This is a genomic window from Psychromonas sp. L1A2 (assembly GCF_009828855.1).
Taxonomy (GTDB): Bacteria; Pseudomonadota; Gammaproteobacteria; order Enterobacterales; family Psychromonadaceae; genus Psychromonas.
On sequence record NZ_WUAG01000002.1, the window covers coordinates 938,584 to 957,735 of the forward strand.

The 19,152-nt window shown below is 36.9% G+C and carries 12 protein-coding genes; 1 reads left to right on the forward strand and 11 read right to left on the reverse strand.

Going from position 1 to position 19,152, the window contains the following annotated elements; translation table 11 throughout:
• Window positions 1–238: 238 nt before the first annotated feature.
• From nusG to GQR59_RS14520, 7 genes are all read right to left on the reverse strand, one after another.
• On the reverse strand, window positions 239–787 hold the full coding sequence (nusG, locus tag GQR59_RS14490; RefSeq protein ID WP_160063849.1) for a transcription termination/antitermination protein NusG: 549 nt from the start codon (window positions 785–787) through the stop codon (window positions 239–241).
• A gap of 9 nt (window positions 788–796) precedes the next feature.
• The gene (gene secE, locus GQR59_RS14495) at window positions 797–1,177 is read right to left on the reverse strand and encodes a preprotein translocase subunit SecE (RefSeq protein WP_160063851.1); all 381 of its coding nucleotides are present in this window, start codon (window positions 1,175–1,177) and stop codon (window positions 797–799) included.
• A gap of 1,617 nt (window positions 1,178–2,794) precedes the next feature.
• A complete protein-coding gene (locus GQR59_RS14500) occupies window positions 2,795–3,964 on the reverse strand; it encodes a nucleotide sugar dehydrogenase (RefSeq protein ID WP_160063853.1) in 1,170 nt (389 codons plus the stop codon).
• Window positions 3,965–4,163: 199 nt separating this feature from the next.
• Window positions 4,164–5,120, reverse strand: coding sequence for a DHH family phosphoesterase (locus GQR59_RS14505; RefSeq protein ID WP_160063855.1), 957 nt, complete (start codon window positions 5,118–5,120; stop codon window positions 4,164–4,166).
• Window positions 5,121–5,133: 13 nt separating this feature from the next.
• Window positions 5,134–6,246 (reverse strand): UDP-N-acetylglucosamine--undecaprenyl-phosphate N-acetylglucosaminephosphotransferase, encoded by a 1,113-nt coding sequence (gene wecA, locus GQR59_RS14510; RefSeq protein WP_160063857.1) that lies wholly within the window; start codon window positions 6,244–6,246, stop codon window positions 5,134–5,136.
• 291 nt (window positions 6,247–6,537) lie between these two features.
• Window positions 6,538–7,188, reverse strand: coding sequence for an ABC transporter ATP-binding protein (locus GQR59_RS14515; protein ID WP_025565275.1), 651 nt, complete (start codon window positions 7,186–7,188; stop codon window positions 6,538–6,540).
• 695 nt (window positions 7,189–7,883) lie between these two features.
• Window positions 7,884–9,914 carry a HAMP domain-containing methyl-accepting chemotaxis protein gene (locus GQR59_RS14520; protein ID WP_160063859.1) on the reverse strand — a complete coding sequence of 677 codons (2,031 nt, stop codon included), beginning with the start codon at window positions 9,912–9,914 and terminating at the stop codon, window positions 7,884–7,886.
• Between the two features lie 345 nt (window positions 9,915–10,259).
• Between GQR59_RS14520 and GQR59_RS14525 the strand changes: the two genes are divergently transcribed.
• Window positions 10,260–11,564 (forward strand): ABC transporter substrate-binding protein, encoded by a 1,305-nt coding sequence (locus GQR59_RS14525; RefSeq protein ID WP_160063861.1) that lies wholly within the window; start codon window positions 10,260–10,262, stop codon window positions 11,562–11,564.
• A gap of 1,677 nt (window positions 11,565–13,241) precedes the next feature.
• Here GQR59_RS14525 and GQR59_RS14530 read toward each other — a convergent pair.
• The 4 genes from GQR59_RS14530 to GQR59_RS14545 all read right to left on the reverse strand — a co-directional run bounded on the left by GQR59_RS14530 (window position 13,242) and on the right by GQR59_RS14545 (window position 19,117).
• On the reverse strand, window positions 13,242–14,636 hold the full coding sequence (locus tag GQR59_RS14530; protein WP_160063863.1) for an MBL fold metallo-hydrolase RNA specificity domain-containing protein: 1,395 nt from the start codon (window positions 14,634–14,636) through the stop codon (window positions 13,242–13,244).
• A gap of 418 nt (window positions 14,637–15,054) precedes the next feature.
• Window positions 15,055–16,155, reverse strand: a complete 1,101-nt coding sequence (locus GQR59_RS14535; protein ID WP_160063865.1) for a sulfotransferase family 2 domain-containing protein — start codon at window positions 16,153–16,155, stop codon at window positions 15,055–15,057.
• A 46-nt stretch (window positions 16,156–16,201) separates the two neighbouring features.
• Entirely contained in the window at window positions 16,202–17,956 is a 1,755-nt protein-coding gene (locus GQR59_RS14540; RefSeq protein ID WP_160063867.1) for a glycosyltransferase family 2 protein, read from the reverse strand.
• 135 nt (window positions 17,957–18,091) lie between these two features.
• Entirely contained in the window at window positions 18,092–19,117 is a 1,026-nt protein-coding gene (locus GQR59_RS14545; protein WP_160063869.1) for a hypothetical protein, read from the reverse strand.
• Window positions 19,118–19,152: the final 35 nt, after the last annotated feature.

Sequence of the window (19,152 nt, forward strand, 5' to 3'; positions counted from 1 at the left end):
TACGTAAGTGACTGCCTTATTGCAGCCTATTAGAACCAATTATCTTTATTACCTTAAAATAAAATAACAAATAAAATGGGCGGCGAATTATAACTGTAACGTCGCCTGCTTCACAAGGTCTTTTGTTGTTTTTTTAGTCAAATTTAAATTTATTACACCCGTTGAAAACAAAAAAGCCAATAAGATGACCTTATTGGCTTTTTTAATAGTCTAACAAAGCGAACTCGCTATTAGTTAACTAGTCTTTTTCAACCTGAGAGAACTCAAGTTCAACTGGCGTTGCACGACCAAAGATAGAAACCGATACTTTTAAGCGGCTCTTATCGTAGTCAACTTCTTCAACAGTACCAGAGAAGTCTGCAAATGGACCATCAGTAACACGAACCATTTCACCCGCTTCAAACAATGTACGAGGACGTGGTGTATCGTGAGACTCTTGTAAACGGTTAAGAATGTTATCCACTTCTTTTTGAGAGATAGGAGCTGGACGTTCTTTAGTGCCGCCAATAAAGCCCATAACACGGTCAATACTTTTAACTAAATGCCAGCTATCATCATTCATAGCCATTTCAACTAAAACGTAACCAGGGAAGAACTTACGTTCACTCTTACGTTTTTGTCCAGCGCGCATTTCAACAACTTCTTCAGTAGGTACTAAGATTTCGCCAAAGTGCTCTTCCATTTCATTTAAACGGATGTGCTCTAACAATGTTTTTTGAACACGGCCTTCATAGCCAGAAAAGGCTTGAACGACATACCATCTCTTTTTTTGAACTTCTTCAGTCATAATAAACCCTTAAATAGAGGTAGTGATAAACGAAACGACACGAACAAATATGCCATCAAGACCCCATAGCACTAAACCAACAATAGTTGATACTGCTAAGATGATTAATGTAGTTTGCACTGTTTCTTGGCGAGTAGGCCAAACAACTTTACGTACTTCAAGACGCGCATCTTTAGCAAAGCCAATAAATGTTTTGCCTTTTTCAGTAAATGCAGCAGAAAGAACTGCTAAAGCAGCTAAAACTAAAAGTATTGCCACACGTAATACAACGTGTGTTTCTTCACCATATAAATAATTACCAACAATCACTGCTGCTAATAATAAAACGGTGATAGTCCATTTCAGCCCATCAAAAGAGCTTTTGCTGTTTTCAGAATTTACTGTAGTCATAACGCATTGTATCCACTGTTAAAATTAATAATACCGTTCTTAGCATCAGTTGCTAAGTGGTAAAACAACCACCTAATATAAGCGATTGTTTAATAGGTGAAAGATTTCTTTTACATTAAGCAAAATCGTCACCCTAAAATAAAGGACGTAAGTATAAGGATTTTTCTGTCTTTTGTAACCTGATTATCCACAAAAAGAGTGATTCTTATTGATTAAACACAAACAAAGCCATCACGAGCTCCCAATCCCCCTATTATAAACACATAAAACCACAAAACCTCCCATACAATTATTTTAGTTAGCAAATGCTTTGAACTTACCGCCCATGATGAGTTATGCACCAGCCTAGCCTTATGAGCATAGGAACTCTGCAAGCCTCGTTTTCAGTTTGTAGGCTTTTTAATGTTTACATGTGTTGCTTTTACTTCCGGGGCCCATGACGAATTAGCCGACAGCTTAGTGTCATGAGCGGAGGAGCTCTGCGAGTCCTGTTTCAGCTTATAGGTTTTAATGTTTACATGCGTTGCTTTTGACTTTCGGGGCGCATGGCGAATTAGCCGACAGCTTAGTGTCATGTTCGGAAGAGCTCTGCGAGTCCTGTTTTCAGCTTATAGGTTTTAATGTTTACATGCGTTGCTTTTGACTTTCGGGGCGCATGGCGAATTAGCCGACAGCTTAGTGTCATGTTCGGAAGAGCTCTGCGAGTCCTGTTTTCAGCTTATAGGTTTTAATGTTTACATGCGTTGCTTTTGACTTTGGGGCGCATGCTTCAGCTTGCAGGTGTTTTGTGTTAATTGTTTTGTATTGATTCTTAAGTTTTATATTTTCACATTATAGTTGAAGAAAAATGAAGAAAACCAAACACACAAAATCCTGCAGGCTAAAGCCAGCGCCCCGAGGTCAAAGGCACATATATATTCAATCTACGAAACCAAAGTCAACACACAAAACCCTGCAGGCTAAAGCCAGTGCCCCAAAGTCAAAAGCGGTTTACCACGAAGATATAAAGGGTGATGAAGATTAGAGCAAAAGCGATTAATAACAAGTAATGGATTATAGCTTTTCCTTCGTGTAGCGTAGCGCTTCGTGGTTATTTTGGTATTTTCAGCTTGCAGATTTTTTGTGTTGATTGTTTTGTGTTGATAGTTAAGTTTTATATTTTCACATTATAGTTGAAGAAAAATGAAGAAAACCAACACACAAAATCCTGCAGGCTAAAGCCAGCGCCCCGAGGTCAAAAGCGGTTTACCACGAAGATATGAAGGGTGATGAAGGTTAGAGCAAAAGCGATTAATAACAAGTAATGGATTATAGCTTTTCTTCGTGCTCTTCGTGTAGCGTAGCGCTTCGTGGTTATTTTAGTGTTTTCAGCTTGCAGATTTTTTGTGTTGATTGTTTTGTGTTGATAGTTAAGTTTTATATTTTCACATTATAGTTGAAGAAAAATGAAGAAAACCTAACACACAAAACCCTGCAGGCTAAAGCCAGCGCCCCAAGGTCAAAGGCACACTATCAACCTTCAAAGCTAAACCAACACAAAACTCTAAAGGCTGAAGCCAGCGCCTCGAGGTCAAAAGCATTTACGGTTCCAAAGCGCTGAGATTATTCAACTATAAATTAATCACTACCAAACAAGTCACGAGTATAAACTTTATCGGCTACGTCTTTGATTTCGTCAACCATACGGTTTGAAACGATAACATCCGACATCCCTTTAAACGCTTCCAAAGACTTAATGACTTTAGAATTAAAGAAATCTTCGCCTTCGAATACAGGTTCATAAATAACCACTTCAATGCCTTTTGCTTTGATGCGTTTCATGATGCCCTGAATACTTGATGCTCTAAAGTTATCAGATCCTGACTTCATGATTAATCGATAGATACCAACCACTTTAGGTTGTTTTGCAATAATTGAATTAGCAATAAAGTCTTTACGTGTGGTATTCGCATCTACAATCGCGCCAATAATATTGTTTGGTACATTTGCGTAATTTGCACGTAGTTGTTTCGTGTCTTTAGGTAAACAATAACCACCATAACCGAAAGAAGGGTTATTATAATGATTACCGATACGAGGATCTAAACCAACACCTTCAATGATTTGACGTGCATTTAAATTATGTGCTTCAGCATAGCTATCTAACTCATTAAAATAAGCAACACGTAAAGCAAGGTAAGTATTACTAAATAGCTTAACCGCTTCTGCTTCTGTTGAATCGGTGAACAATACATCTATATTTTCTTTAATTGCACCTTCAGCTAACAAACCAGCAAATACTTTAGCGCGTTCAGACTGCTCACCGACCACAATACGAGAAGGGTGTAAGTTATCGTATAATGCACGACCTTCACGTAAAAATTCAGGAGAGAAAATAAGATTTTCACAACCCAATTCTTCTTTAATATTTCTTGTATAGCCTACAGGCACAGTTGATTTAATCACCATCACTGCATTCGGATTAATCGCCATCACATCTTTAATAACAGACTCAACTGAAGACGTATTAAAATAGTTTGTTTCTGGATCATAGTCAGTTGGCGTGGCGATAATAACAAACTCAGCATCTTTATAAGCAAGTTCTTTATCTAACGTTGCAGTAAAGTTTAATGGTTTATTTTTTAAAAAGTCTTCAATTTCAACATCAGCAATAGGCGACTTTTTTTGATTCAATAATGCGATTTTCTCAGCAATAACATCAACAGCAATGACTTGGTTATGTTGAGCCAATAAAACTGAATTAGATAATCCGACATAACCGGTACCAGCAACTGCTATTTTTCTCATTTTAAATCTCTCTGTGTAGATAATGAATCACTTAATAAAATATGAACAAGGTGATTATATCTGTATTTTCTCAGTTCTGATAAGTCAAAAGTCGAGTAAAGCAAAATAATTCATAATGTTTATTTTCAGGCTTTCAGGATATTAAACGTTACATTTTAATATCGCTAGCGCTTACCGAGACACATTATTAAGATCATAATTAAGCGTAATAAGTTTCAACAGTACTAATAAAGTGTTGTAACGACTCGCTAGGAAGATGATTAATACCCGCAGCCGCTGCACGACCACCACCGGTTTCAAATTGGCTACAAATATCACCAGCGCCTTGTTTATTTTCTAATGGCGCACGTAAAGACACTAAATAACCACCCTGCTCATTCTTAGTTAATACCGCAAAAGCACTGTTTGGCTGTTGATTAACCAGTAAGTTTCCGTAAACACCACTAATACGACGAGACCATTTTTCATCAGGCAATTCAAATACGCTCAATTTTTTACCACTGTAAACAGCAGCAATAGCTAACGCGTTCTCTAAATCATCTTGGTAAGCCGCTTGTAAAGCATAATAAGGCGATGCTTTATCTTCAAACACATCAAACGGGCTTTTATATTTTAACAAAGCCGTAAACAACTCAGCTGGGTCAAAATGTAAATCTGCAATATCAGCACCGTAACCATTATAATTAACTAACGTACCCAACTCTTTCAACTGCTCTGCTTGTGCTTCGCTATAACCTGCTGCAGATGCTAACTGGTCAGCTTTAGCAATTAAATTATCGCCATATGCTGCGCAAATAGCCCAATCATGGAATTGTCCTTTTAAATGGTGGTCAACGATCAGCGCAGTACAAGTATTGGCATCTAAATCGATCAATGCCGTTAGTTTTTCATACTCAGGAATATCGCCAGCTCGATGATGATCGGCATAAAATACCTCAGCACCTTTTTCAAGCACATCAATTAATGCCTGCGTATTTTTTTCCATTGAAACATCTAATACAGTAAACGTATCTTCAGCATTAGCTGATACCGTTTTTAATAATTGAATATTTCTTTTCACTCCGCTAACAAGACAAGATTTCAAAGGGGTAGATAAACGTAACTGTATTAATGAAATAATGCCGTCGGCATCCCCGTTAAAAATATCATAATGCATAAAATAACCTTTCCTATGAAACTGGTAACTTGTTACCAAATAAACGATGAATTAATCCGCTTACTTTCCAAGTATGTGAATAAAAGTGAAAGTAAACGACAAATAAAAGTATAAGTAAGCTAGACATAACAATTTCAGGCAAATGGTAAACTTCACCAACAACACCGATAGTGGCCCCAATCAAAGCAAAGATAGAGATAAAAATCAGTACTTGTTTATCTGATAAACCAATATCTTGTAATTTATGGTGTAAATGCCCGCGGTCAGCCTGAAATGGTGACTGCTTGCTTTTTATACGTCTAATAATATTAGCAATCATATCTAATAATGGCACCGTCATCACCCATAAAGACGTAATAGGTCTAAAAGCAAGTGAAGAGTCTGATTCTCCAGTCTGGCTGTCTACATACATTGATGATTGACTGCCCACCACCAATAAGCAAATAACAACAAAACCAATAAAGAAGCTTCCCGAATCACCCATAAATACTTTATAACGATTTCCAGGGAGTATCGATAAATTACATAATAAAAAAGGAATTAAAGCGGCAATAAAACAGATACAAATTGAAGTGAGCTTAAATTGTTCGTTTACACCAAATAGAATAGCCAAAGATAAAAATGAGATGATACTCAAACAACCCAGTAAGCCATCAACGCCGTCAACCATATTAAAAGCAGTAATCACCCCAATCACCACAATCACCGTAAAAAATAGCGATGCGTCATATAAATTAATGTCGCCCAAGGCAAATAAATTCCCCAAAGAGTTTATTTTAAATTGCGCAAAATGATAAAGGAAAGTGGTAATCGCAATAATGGAGAGTAGGCGCAGTGATACCTTTAAATTTATTTTGTCATCAATTACGCCTAGTAACATTAAAAAACCGCTACACAAGACAAAATACAAGACTTCAGAAGTAAATTTTTGTTCGAAAAATAAGACGCAAACTAGCGCAATATAAATAGCAGGGCCACCAATAACGGGGATATTACCTTTATGTAGTTTACGGTGATTAGCTTTATCCACCAGCCCAAATTGAATCGCTTTAGGATGGAAAAAATAAAACAGAAAAGATGAGACAACAAAGGACATAAGCGACGTTATTATCATTGAACCTAACATAACTGACACCTTTATTATTTGCTTACTTATTGTTCACTTTTGTCATACAAGTGGCAATTCCATTTGAGTCCTAATAATAGCACTCTAACTAACTATTTTTAAAGTACTTTTAATATACCCTATAACAAAAAGTGTCTTTTTTATTGGTAAAATCAGATATATATAACTAAATAGTCAATAGCTTAGAGAGTAACTCAATTAATAAGTTCATTTATATTTTATATATGCAAAAATACAGTTTATCTACCGACCAATGAAATAAATGCATAATTACAGACTACTTATAAAAAATTACAGGCTTTTATAAATACTCAAAGCTTGCTGTAAGTCAGGATAAAAAGTTAATTCCCCTTGATGTAAAATAATCGCACTATCACAGAACTCTTCAATTTCTTTAAGATCATGACTAACCATAATCAAACTGGCCGTTTTTCGTTTAGCCAACAAAGCTTGGCGAGCCTTGGTTCGGAATTTTTGATCACCAACCGAAGTCGCTTCATCAATTAAATAGACATCGAAATCAATCGCAATACAACAACCAAAGGCAAGTCGAGACTTCATACCACTTGAATAGTTTTTAACAGGCAAATCGTATTTGATGCCTAATTCAGCAAAGTTTTTAACTTTCTCTTCATATTCATCTAAATTTTCAACTCCATTAACACGACCAATAAAGCGCGTATTTTCACGCCCAGTCATTTGAGGGTGAATACCAGTAGATAAAGCAACAGGCCAAGAGATAGCTTTGTCTGTCACTACTTTGCCTTTATTCGGGTACTCACTACCCGCTAAGATTCTAAATAAAGTTGACTTACCTGCACCGTTCGATCCTAAAATCCCAATATTATGCCCATCAGGAATATCAAAGTTAATATTCTGAAAAATAAATTGAGGGCCTAAATCAGAAGGATAATACTTAGTGAGGTTTTGCAATTTAATCATAGTTTTATACAAAGCTTTGTTAAAAAGTGGATCGCTAGCTTATCTTTATTCACAAAAGGGAGCAAGATCCCCATCAACAAAACAACCAGTATTTAATTGTGATTAGTTATAACTGCCACCTTTAAACATTTTTCTTTAGTCTGTGTCCTCGCTACATATGCTTTAGCTTGCAGGGATTCTGGTGTGAACGGGAATATCTTGACCTTGGGCCGCTGGCTTTAGCCTGCAGGGTTTCTGGTGTTAGGGGTTCATCTTTTAACTTTATTCCTTTGACCGCGGGGCGCATGCTTCAGCTTGCAGGGTTTCTAGTGTTGAGGTTTATTCTTTTGACCTAGACTTTATCCTTTGAACCTCGGGGCGCTGGCTTTAGCCTGCAGAGCTTCTGGTGTTAGGGTTTATTCTTTTGACCTAGACTTTATTCTTTGAACCTCGGGGCGCTGGCTTTAGCCTGCAGAGCTTCTGGTGTTAGGGTTTATTCTTTTGACCTAGACTTTATTCTTTGAACCTCGGGGCGCTGGCTTTAGCCTGCAGAGGTTTGTGTGTTGATTTTTGATTGTTAACTACAAAGTCAAAATCAACACATACAAATATTAAACACTGCAAGCTGAAAACAGGGCTCGCAGAGCTCCTCCGTCCATAGCAATAGTCTGTCGCCTAATTTTCCATGCGCCTCAAAGTTAAAAAGCTTTAAACACCTAACGTTCAAAAACAAATTTTGCGACATTCTCTTGTAAGTTTTTAGCAATAGTAATTTGTGACGTTGCTTCATCTTTAGCTGACTCAGCTTTGCTATTGGTATCATTAGCCAGCATCGCGATTTTATTAATTTTCTTATCTAATTCAGCTACCGTTACCGCTTGCTCTTCTGTCGCAGTAGAAATTAAATAACTTAAATCTTGTACCTCGGACATTTTACTTTCAAAACTCGCAATCATTTCATCAGCTAGTTTCGCTTGTTTAAGGCTTTCATTTACCAGACCTTCACTTTTAGTCGTTGCATCCACGGTCATCTTAGAATCAAGGATCATCGTCGATATTTTCTCTTGAATTTCTAAAGTAGATTTTTGTGTCCGCGTTGCTAAAGTACGGACTTCATCAGCCACTACAGAAAAACCTCTTCCTTGCTCGCCTGCACGTGCTGCTTCAATGGCTGCATTAAGCGCTAACAAATTGGTCTGGTCTGCAATTTCAGTAATCGTATCCACAATATTTTGAATACTTTTAACACCATTATGTAAATTGTTGATAGCCGATAAAGTAAGTTTAGTTTGCGAGGCAACCTGCTCAATACTTTGGTGATTATCTAACACACTTTGTCGGCCATTTTTAGACAACTCAACGGCATTAATAACTGCATCATGAGTTTTTTCAGTATGCTCCGCCACTTCATTCGCAGTACAACTCATTTCAACCAAAGCCGTTGCCACCATGTGCAATTCATCTTTTTGTTGGTTAACTATATCGAGTGTGCTTTGAGAAGTATTAACAACCGATGCAACAGAGTCTTCCACTTTCTTAGAAGAATCTTCAATGTCCAATACAGTCTGCTTTAAGTTATTAATCACCTTAATAAGATAATTATTCAATTGCCCAAATTCATCATTTGATTTAGAGGCTGGTATATTACGTAATACGCCATTAGATAACGCATCTAACTCCCCCATAAACTGCTTAATGGCACGACGAATAAGGCGTGTCATCGTCGTAGACAGCACGAGAATACAAAGCAGAATAAAAATACCAACAACAATACTAATATTATTTTGGCTTTGTGTGCTTTCATTAATATCGGTCGCGAGTTTTTTGTTTTGTGCGAATGACTTATCTAATAATAACCCTGTTAACACACTAGCATTCTCTGTTTGCGCTTTTAATGTCGCAAAATCAGTTTTCTGTTGCTTAATTGCCGCCAATCTTTTTTTCTGAATAGACAATAACCCTTGCTCACCTTCAATAGCGTCTAATAAAGATAATGTCAGGGCTGATAACTTACGAACAAAGTTTTGATAAAACCCATCGTTTGAAGCAAAAATAAGAGAAGGTAATAAACTAGAGTGTTGATTCTGCCAGCTAACAAATTGTTGGTTACTATTGTCCAACGCTTCTAAAGACTGAGCATTCGCGGTCTTTTCAATAATCAACATACCCGAAATAACTGAAGCATTAACTTCATTAACAATAGAAATGGTTGCTTCATCTTCTAACTCAATTAGCGTATCAGAAAGCAGTGGTGCAATTTTTTCTAATAAAGCATCAAGTGTTAATACAATACTGTGCGTACTTTCAATGGCATTCACTATTTGCGATTGCTTTTCAATCAACAATAATGAATTTGCTTCCACTTCTTGCATATTATTTTTTAACTGCAATAACGTTTCGTCAACCACAGTTGAAAACTCACGACTTAAATTAAGCTCTCCGAAGTCATTTAAAGTAGAAACGATCTGTTGATTATTAGCAGTAAGCTTATTTGACGTCTGTTTGTATTGTTCGCTTGTTTCACTCACCAATAATTTTAAAATTAATGGTTCAGTGGCTTTAACCAATTCATTAGTTTTAGAAGAGAAACTAATCACCGGTGACGACTCATTATTAATTAATGTCAAACCAGATATAACTTGTTTTCCATTAACAAAGCTAAACAAAACCATGCCGATGAAAAGAAAACCTATCAACCCAAAACTCAATATGATTTTGGTCGATAAATTGATATTAAATATTTTCATAAATCCCTTTTCATCCGTATTTGTCCCTCTTTCCATAACAGAGATCATAACTCTACTATTTGACTATATTTTTTACATTTTGTAAATTTAAACGTCAAATAACTACAACTAATTGATTAGTTTAGGTTAACTATTAAATAAATCGAATAATAAGGTTCTTAACACATAAAATAACCGCTTCAAGTCGATTTTTAAGCTTTGATTTTACATTAGCAGTGCTATTATTTTGTTACTTTCATCAATTAACTAACACTTTTTATATAAAATAAACGGTAAAATAGATGAATACACACACGATTATTCAAACGCGATTAACCTTGTAAAAAGTTCCAGGATGGAAACCAAATGAAAAAAACGTCTACCCTTTTCCTCAGTTTAGTGTCGTTCGCATTCAGCGTGAATGTCTCTGCACTAGATCTTAATATTGCCACAGTAAACAACGCACATATGATGGAAATGAAAGCATTAACTCCGGCTTTCGAAAAAGATAATCCAGACATCCAACTCAAATGGCATATTTATAACGAAGGTAGTTTGCGAATGCGTGCGATTGCAGATATTGCATCGGCAGGAGGTCACTATGATGTTGTTACCATCGGCTTATACGAAACACCAATTTGGGCAAAGCGAAACTGGTTAATCCCATTATCGCCAGATAGCAGCTATGACGTAAACGATCTACTGCCTTCTATAAAAGCAGGTTTATCATACCAAGGAGAACTTTACGCAGCCCCCTTCTACGGCGAAAGTTCAATGTTGATGTACCGTAAAGACATACTAGATAAAGCCAACATCTCTTTTAATAAAAGACCTAACTGGACAGATATACAAAACGCAGCAAAAGCAGTGCACGATCCCGACAACGAAGTCTATGGTATTTGCTTACGTGGTAAACCAGGCTGGGGAGACAACATGGCATTAGTATCAACCATAGCGAACAGTTTTGGTGGTCGATGGTTTGATATGGATTGGCAACCAGAAATTAATACAATAGCGTGGAACAAAGCGGTCAACTTCTATGTAGACTTACTAACCAATTACGGACCACCTAATCCAGAAAAAAACAGTTTCACCGAAATTCTAAGCTTATCTCGACAAGGAAAATGTGCAATGTGGGTTGATGCTTCAATTGCTGCATCATTCTTAACCGACAGCACACAAAGTAAATATGCCTCACTTTGGTCTTATACCGAAGCGCCATATCAAATCACCGTAAATGGCGCAAGTTGGTTATGGTCTTGGGCATTAGCGATTCCAAAAGAATCAAAAAATGTTGGAGCAGCAAAGAAATTTATTAGCTGGGCAACGTCAAAAGACTATATAAAACGTATTGCAGATAAAAATGGTTGGGCGAATGTACCAACAGGAACACGTTTATCAACCTACAACAACCCAGACTATGTAAAAGCAGTAGGTGACTTTGCCAAAGCAGAGCTAACCGCACTCAATGGCATAGACCCAGAAAACAACACGTTATACCCATCGCCTTACTCTAGTGTGCAATTTGTAACAATCCCTGAATTCGTCTCCATCGCAGGCTTCGCTGGACAAACAATAGCAGAAGCACTCGAAGGAAAGATCAGCGTAAAACAAGCACTAGACAGCGCACAAAAGATAGCAGAAAGAGAAATGCGCCGAGCAAACCACTAACCTTAAAACCAGTTAGCCTCAAAGCATAAGCCAACAAGCTTCATGCCTGAGGCGCTAGCTTCAGCCTGCAGGGTTTCTGGTGTTGAGGTTTATGCTTTTGACCTCGGGGTGCAGGCTTCAGCTTGCAGGGATTCTGGTGTTGAAGCTTATTCTTTTGACCTCGGAGCGCATGCTTTAGCTTGCAGGGATTCTGGTGTTGAGGCTTATTCTTTTGACCTCGGGGCGCATGCTTCAGCTTGCAGGGTTCCTGGTGTTGAGGTTTATGCTTTTGACCTCGGGGCGCATGCTTCAGCTTGCAGGGTTCCTGGTGTTGAGGTTTATTCTTCTGACCTCGGGGCGCATGCTTCAGCTTGCAGGGTTCCTGGTGTTGAGGTTTATTCTTCTGGTGTTAGGTTTGCTCCTTTGACCTCGGGGCGCTGGCTTTAGCCTGCCAGTATGCGAGTTATCGCATACAACGATTAGCTTCGCTGAGCAAAGCGAACCATAAATGACACTAGGTTCAAACTTCAAGCTCAAAAGATTAAGGTCAAAAAAAGCAGGCTAAAGCCAGCGCCCCTTACAAGATGTATCGCATCTTACAATGTTGTTCGTCAATTGCGTTATATCAAAAATCAGCACCATCGCTCATCTCAACATAATTGCGATAGCTATCAAGCATAGCTTGATATTCGGGGCGCTGGCTTTAGCCTGCAGAGGTTTGTGTGTTGATTTTTGATTGTTAACTACAAAGTCAAAATCAACACATACAAATATTAAACACTGCAAGCTGAAAACAGGACTCGCAGAGCTCTTGACCTCGGGGCGCTGGCTTTAGCCTGCCAGTATGCGAGTTATCGCATACAACGATTAGCTTCGCTGAGCAAAGCGAACCATAAATGACACTAGGTTCAAACTTCAAGCTCAAAAGATTAAGGTCAAAACAAGCAGGCTAAAGCCAGCGCATCTTACAATGTTGTTCGTCAATTGCGTTATATCAAAAATCAGCACCATCGCTCATCTCAACATAATTGCGATAGCTATCAAGCATAGCTTGATATTCGGGGCGCTGGCTTTAGCCTGCAGAGGTTTGTGTGTTGATTTTTGATTATTAACTACAAAGTCAAAATCAACACATGCAAATATTAAACACCTGCAAGCTAAACAGGACTCGCAGAGCTCTTGACCTCGGGGCACTAGCTTTAGCCTGCAGAGGTTTGTGTGTTGATTTTTGATTGTTAACTACAAAGTCAAAAAACTAACACATGTAAACATTAAAATCTGCAAGCTTTTGAACTCGGGGCGCTGGCTTTAGCCTGCAGGGTTTTGGGTTTTGTGTGTTGTTTTTTGATTGTTAACTACAAAGTCAAAAAATCAACACATGTAAACATTAAAATCTGCAAGCTAAAGCATGCGCCCCTTACAAGATGTATCGCATACAACGATTAGCTTCGCTGAGCAAAGCGAATCATAAATGGCACTAGGTTCAAACTTCAAGGTCAAAAGATTAAGCTCAAAAGATTAAGGTCAAAACAAGCAGGCTAAAGCCAGCGCCCCTTACAAGATGTATCGTATCTTACAATGTTGTTCGTCAATTACGTTATACCAAAAACCAAAACCTAAAAACTAAAATCAAAACAAGCAGGCTAAAGCCAGCGCCCCGAATAGCAAACCTACAATCTAAAAAATAACATCACACAATTACCCTTTTCCTATTTCCACAAGCATGTTTTTATCCAGCGCCAATAACTTATCTTTCAAACTTTCTTTAGCTTGTTGATCGCCATGTACGATGATTACTTTTTCAGGGCCTTTACGAATTCGTTTAATGAAATTCACTAAGTTAGACTGATCTGCGTGTGCGGAATAACCTGAGATTGTATGCACACCTGCTTTCACATCTAACTTTTCACCATCGATAAACACATAACCGCCACTCGGACCATATTGCTGAATCTGACGCCCCAACGTCCCCTGAGCTTGATAACCCACAAACAGTACATCAGCAGTCGGTTCAGTAATAAATCGCTTTAGATAATTCACTACGCGGCCACCGCTGCACATACCACTCGCAGCAATCACTATCGCTGGTTTACTACGATTCGCTAAATACTCAACCACTTGCATGTGTTCTTGGTGCGTATCAACCGTATATAAACTATCGAAATTTAAAGGTTGCCTCCCTTGTTTTACACGCCTTTTAGCTTCAGCATCCCACAGCGTCTGAAAATGTTGATAATGCTCAGTGAATTTAGCGGCCATCGGAGAATCGACAATCACTTCAATATCAGCCAGCTTCTTAAACTTAGCCTTCGCGGTGATCTGCTCTAACTCATAAAGCAACTCTTGTGTGCGACCAATACTAAAAGCAGGAATAATCACCACACCATTATCACTAATCGCTTTAATTAATACCTTTTCTAAACTCTTAGCACGGTCACGTCGCCCTTGATGGTTCTTATCACCGTAAGTACTTTCAATAACTACAATATCTGCTTTATAAGGACTTTTAGGAGAAGCGAGCAAGGGAGAATAAGTTGCGCCAAGATCCCCTGAAAAAACAACCCGCTTAGCAGTCTGCTCAGAGCCCTTAACATCAGCTTTAACATCAATTTCGATATAAGCAGAACCAAGAATGTGCCCTGCAGGTTGGAACTTAACTTTAGTACGACGAGCCCCTTTTAACGTCACCTCAAACCATTGTTGATAAGGCACTGCAATCAACTGATCCTTTAAACGAGCCAAGCAGGCTTTAATAATCGATTGATTACGTGTGACTCCCACTTTCAGCGCATCTTCAATCACCATAGGCAACAAAGCCGCAGTCGCTTCTGTGGCGATGATCGGCCCATTAAACCCTGCTGCTAATAAATATGGCAATCGTCCAACATGGTCAATATGACAATGCGTCACCAATAAAGCTTGCACTGTACTAATATCAAACTCGATAGATAATAAATCATCATCACCTCGACCGGACGTTTCAGCACCTTGAAACAAACCACAATCCACCAGCAAACTATTATTGATGTCAATAATCAATTGATGACAAGAACCTGTCACCCCATTAACCGCACCATGATGAAGTATCTGCATAAACCCTCCCAAAGCATTTTTATTGAGTATGGTTCAACGTAAGAATAATGATAATAAATAGCGAGGTAATATATTAAAAATGAGAAGGTAATGGATAATAAGAATTGCACTAATTAACTGTTCTATTTTACTTGTTCAAATAATTTATTGCTTCATTGTAAATTTCATAAAGGCAACAACCATTAAAGCATTAACATCTTTTGGTTAATTCCCCATCAGACGATTAACAAAGTTAACTTTCGAAAAACCTCAACTAACGACTTAAACTAAGTCATTTTTTCTGTGCAAAATGTAGATTACTTATTTAATATAACAAAGAACAAAAAAGAAAATAAAGACAAGGCACTGAGTTATTCCAGTGCCTATTATAAGATGTTTAAATAACACACTAACTAAAGTCGTTAAATAATGTAAATCATTACTTCTTAACAACTAAAGGTTTATAAGTCAGTTGCTGACCGGTTTCCTTAGCAAACACTTCTAACTTATCGCCTTTCTTAGTTAGTTTAGTCAGTGGTATATGAACCCCAATATAACGCTCTCGAGGGAAGTTAACCTTAGCAAAACCATCATAAAACCCTTGTGCAGTAAAAGAGTCAAGTAGCTCACCATTACGAAAAACATCAAACTCTACAGGTTTAGCAGAATGACTATAATAAGCACAACCTACTAACACATTATGTGGATTAATCGAGAAATGACTATAAACCCATTCTTTATTTTCTTTAACCAAAGCAACACGTTGACGATGTAAAAAACGCGCCTGTTCTACACATTCAATATCTTGTTTATTCTGCTGACTGACCTGCTTTTTTAGCTCTTCTGAAACAGTTTCTTTTTCAATGGTTTTCTTTTTATTCACATTAGTATTCTTAGCATCGAGATCGAGTCCGTAATAACCATTAATCAAGCTAATACTTTCATCATAACAATCAGTCAAACCAATATAACCGATCAAGCCCAGTGGTAAGGTATTCAAAATCTTTTTTTGAAAGTTGGAGGAATGAGGCTGTTTTAAAAAGCTCGACAAATCTCCTTTAAAACCTTGGTAACTAACACTGTGATTATAATGAGAAATAACTCTTTCTACCGGGTCTCGTAAAAAAGTAACAATATGACGAGCAGACACCATATTAGAATACTTCTTCAAAGGCACATGACCAGTCAACCAAGTATCTTGCAAGGTTTTACATTTACCTTTCAACAATAAAGGAGCGTTATTGGTATAAATACACTCTTTCAAAAAAGCATGCGTCTCCGCAGATTGAGCGCCATAATCCGCCATCACAGAATATTTATCTTCCAACGATTTTCTAAAGCTAGTACCGGCCGTTTTAGGAATATGAATAAAGAAAAAATTATTATTTAACTCAATATCATCAACGCCTTTCGTTTTACCGATCAAAGTTAATGGAATAATTTCCTTTCCAAGCACCTTTTTTCCACTAAGCTCAAACACCCCGGTGACACGACGAAGCCTACTAATAACACTTGTTTTATTAATCAATTTTTTAAACATTAAATTTATTTACCATAATATTAATTCATGCGAGGTAATTACTCATTTATCGCAAACTGAAATCTTCTCTATCTAAAGTAAGCCATTGGCTATAACAAGGGTCATTCAATAACTGCTCGCCCCATGTTTTTTTCATATAATTAACTTCACTAGCGAAGCGAGCTTGTTTTTCAGGCGTATCTTCAGCACCGCGGCTAATCGACTCATGATGTATCATTTCAATATAAGGAGACCATAAATTACGATACCCTGCAGCTTGTACTTTTAAACAAAAATCAACATCGTTAAAAGCAATTGAAAGGTTTTGTTCATTCAACCCTCCCACTTCCTCAAATACCGATTTACGTACGGCAAGACAAGCTGCCGTCACAGCAGATAAATTCTGCACAACTTGTAATCGTTTAAAATATCCTAAATGATTTTTAGGGAAATACTTATGAGAATGTCCAGCAACACCGCCTAACCCAGTAATAACGCCAGCATGCTGAAGTTTACCATCAGGGTAATAAAGCTTTGCACCAACACAACCAATATCAGTTCGACTAATATTAGAGACCATTTCGACTAACCAACCGTCAGATAGTATTTCAATATCATTATTCATTAACACAATTAATGAACCTTTGGCTTGGCTGACCCCATAGTTATTAATAGCAGAATAATTAAAAGGCTTATTGTAATGAAGTAGCCTAATTTTTCCTTCCATTTCCAATGCTTTAAAATAATTAATTGATTCAACCTCATCAGATTGATTATCAACTAATAGAACCTCAAAACTTGGATACAAAACATTTTTATAAATTGAATCAATACACTGGTTAACCAATGCTTTAGCATTTTTAGTCGGAATAATAATAGACACAAAAGGCGCAGGCTCAGGAAGAGGCCAATTAACTTTATAAGTATTGGCTAGTTTACCCATTTCAACAGAGTCAAAACCCACATGTGCTTTAAGTGCATCTAAACCGGCAACAGAAGAATACTCTTTTTCAGACTCAGCAAGCGCAGTAGAACCACGTATCGCACGCCAATGGTAAAGCACATAAGGAATATGAATAATTTGCGAATCATCACAGTGTTCAATGCAACGTAACAACAAATCATAATCTTGGCTTCCTTCAACACCCACTTTAAAACCACCAATAGCATCTACAAGTGATTTTTTATAAACCCCTAAATGAGAGATATAATTCATCGAGTAGAGCAAATCTCGATTCCATTGCGGTTTAAAATGTGGAGAAGCTCGTTCACCCTTGGATGTTAACTTATCTTCATCACTATAGAGGATCCTTGCGTTAGGATTTTTATCGATGTAATAAGCAACTGTTTTTAGCGCTTCTTTATGCAATAGATCATCATGATCCAATAAAACTAAGTATTCACCATCAGCAATAGCCAAACCATGATTAGACGCTGAAGAAATATGAGTATTTTCAGTACATTTAACAACTTTAATTTGCTGATATGCGTTTTCTAATGTGAGTAAATAATCTGTTAACTGATCATCTTCAGAAGCATCATCTACAAGAATTAATTGCCAATGTGAATAATGTTGTGCTAAGACCGATGACACCATCTCTTTAAATAAAGCTAAGTCAGGTTTATAGATAGGGACAAGTATTGAAAAGGTGATGATATTTGAGCGAACCTTAAGCTTAGAAAGCAGCTTACTTTGCACTTGGGTTATTTCAGTATAATCAGCATCAATAGGTAACGTCATAAAATAACGACGATACACTTTAGTCAGTAATTTACTTTTTTTAGCTTGATTACGGAGTTTTGTAAAGCACAGTTTAAACATCAGAATCCTATGAAGGGCTAGTAAATAGCATTAACCAAATATCATATATCTTAAATTTACATAGACACCAATAATATTAAGTAAACAATACACAATAAAGACTAAATAAGTGTGTAACATCTAGTAAATTAGCTTTTAGCTTTTAGCTTTTAGCTTTTTCTGATATTCAGCTATTTTTCTTTTAATAAGTGGGCCGGTAGGTCTTATCCTAAAAGCTATTTTCATTAAATTCATAGCTTTTTGTATATCAACTTCCTCTAGCGCTATTGCAGCATCTCTAATTCCATCAACCTCCTCTGTATTAATAGTGTTAGAAGATTTAACCATTGGAGAATTTAAAAAAACTTTTAATTTTTTTTGATTTTTAATGAGTATCGAATTATTTGGCTTTTTACTTAAAAGCACATCGTAGTAGTTTGATGTAAACCTTAAAAGTTTAGTTTTATTCCTAACATTAAACATATTTATTTCTTGCGTATATAAGAACTCTTTTATCATATCTTTAATAACATCAGAGTTTCTAGCTAAGAAATAATACCCCGATCCATGCCCAAAGCCATTTATTTTTATATGCTTCAGGCCATCAAAACGCACAGCATGTTTAACATCAATTTCATTATCAGGATCGTATATTATATAACCTTTACAATTTCCCATATTTACATCATTGTACTTTCCAGACCAATCAATATGAGCTGCAGCTTTAGTCGTAGGTCGAGTATCCCATGGTACTAGACTTGATTTTTTAGTACTTACTGGATGAAATAATATTGCATGATCTAAGTTCAAAGCTTCGGCATAAGCTCCAATACCAAAACCACCTTTACTATTAGCGTAACCTAAACGTATTTTAAAAGGTTTTAAAGCAACACCTAATTTTTCAATAAATGAAGAGAAATCAGGATGCATAAAATAATTATCAGCATGATGTCCTAACACTCCAAAACATAGAATATTCACATCATACCGACATAAAAAATCGAAATTAAAAGGTGATACTTTAGGATCATTATTAATATTATTTCTATTAGGAGGAAATGTAATAACGATAGGTTTATCTAAACTGACAATTCGATACTTGTAATACATATCAGCGACAACATCTTCCCCAACATATTCGCTATCTAAGTTTAAGGTTTTTAATAACTCTAATATTTTCATTTCTCACCTGAGGTTATATAAACTAATTAAAATAA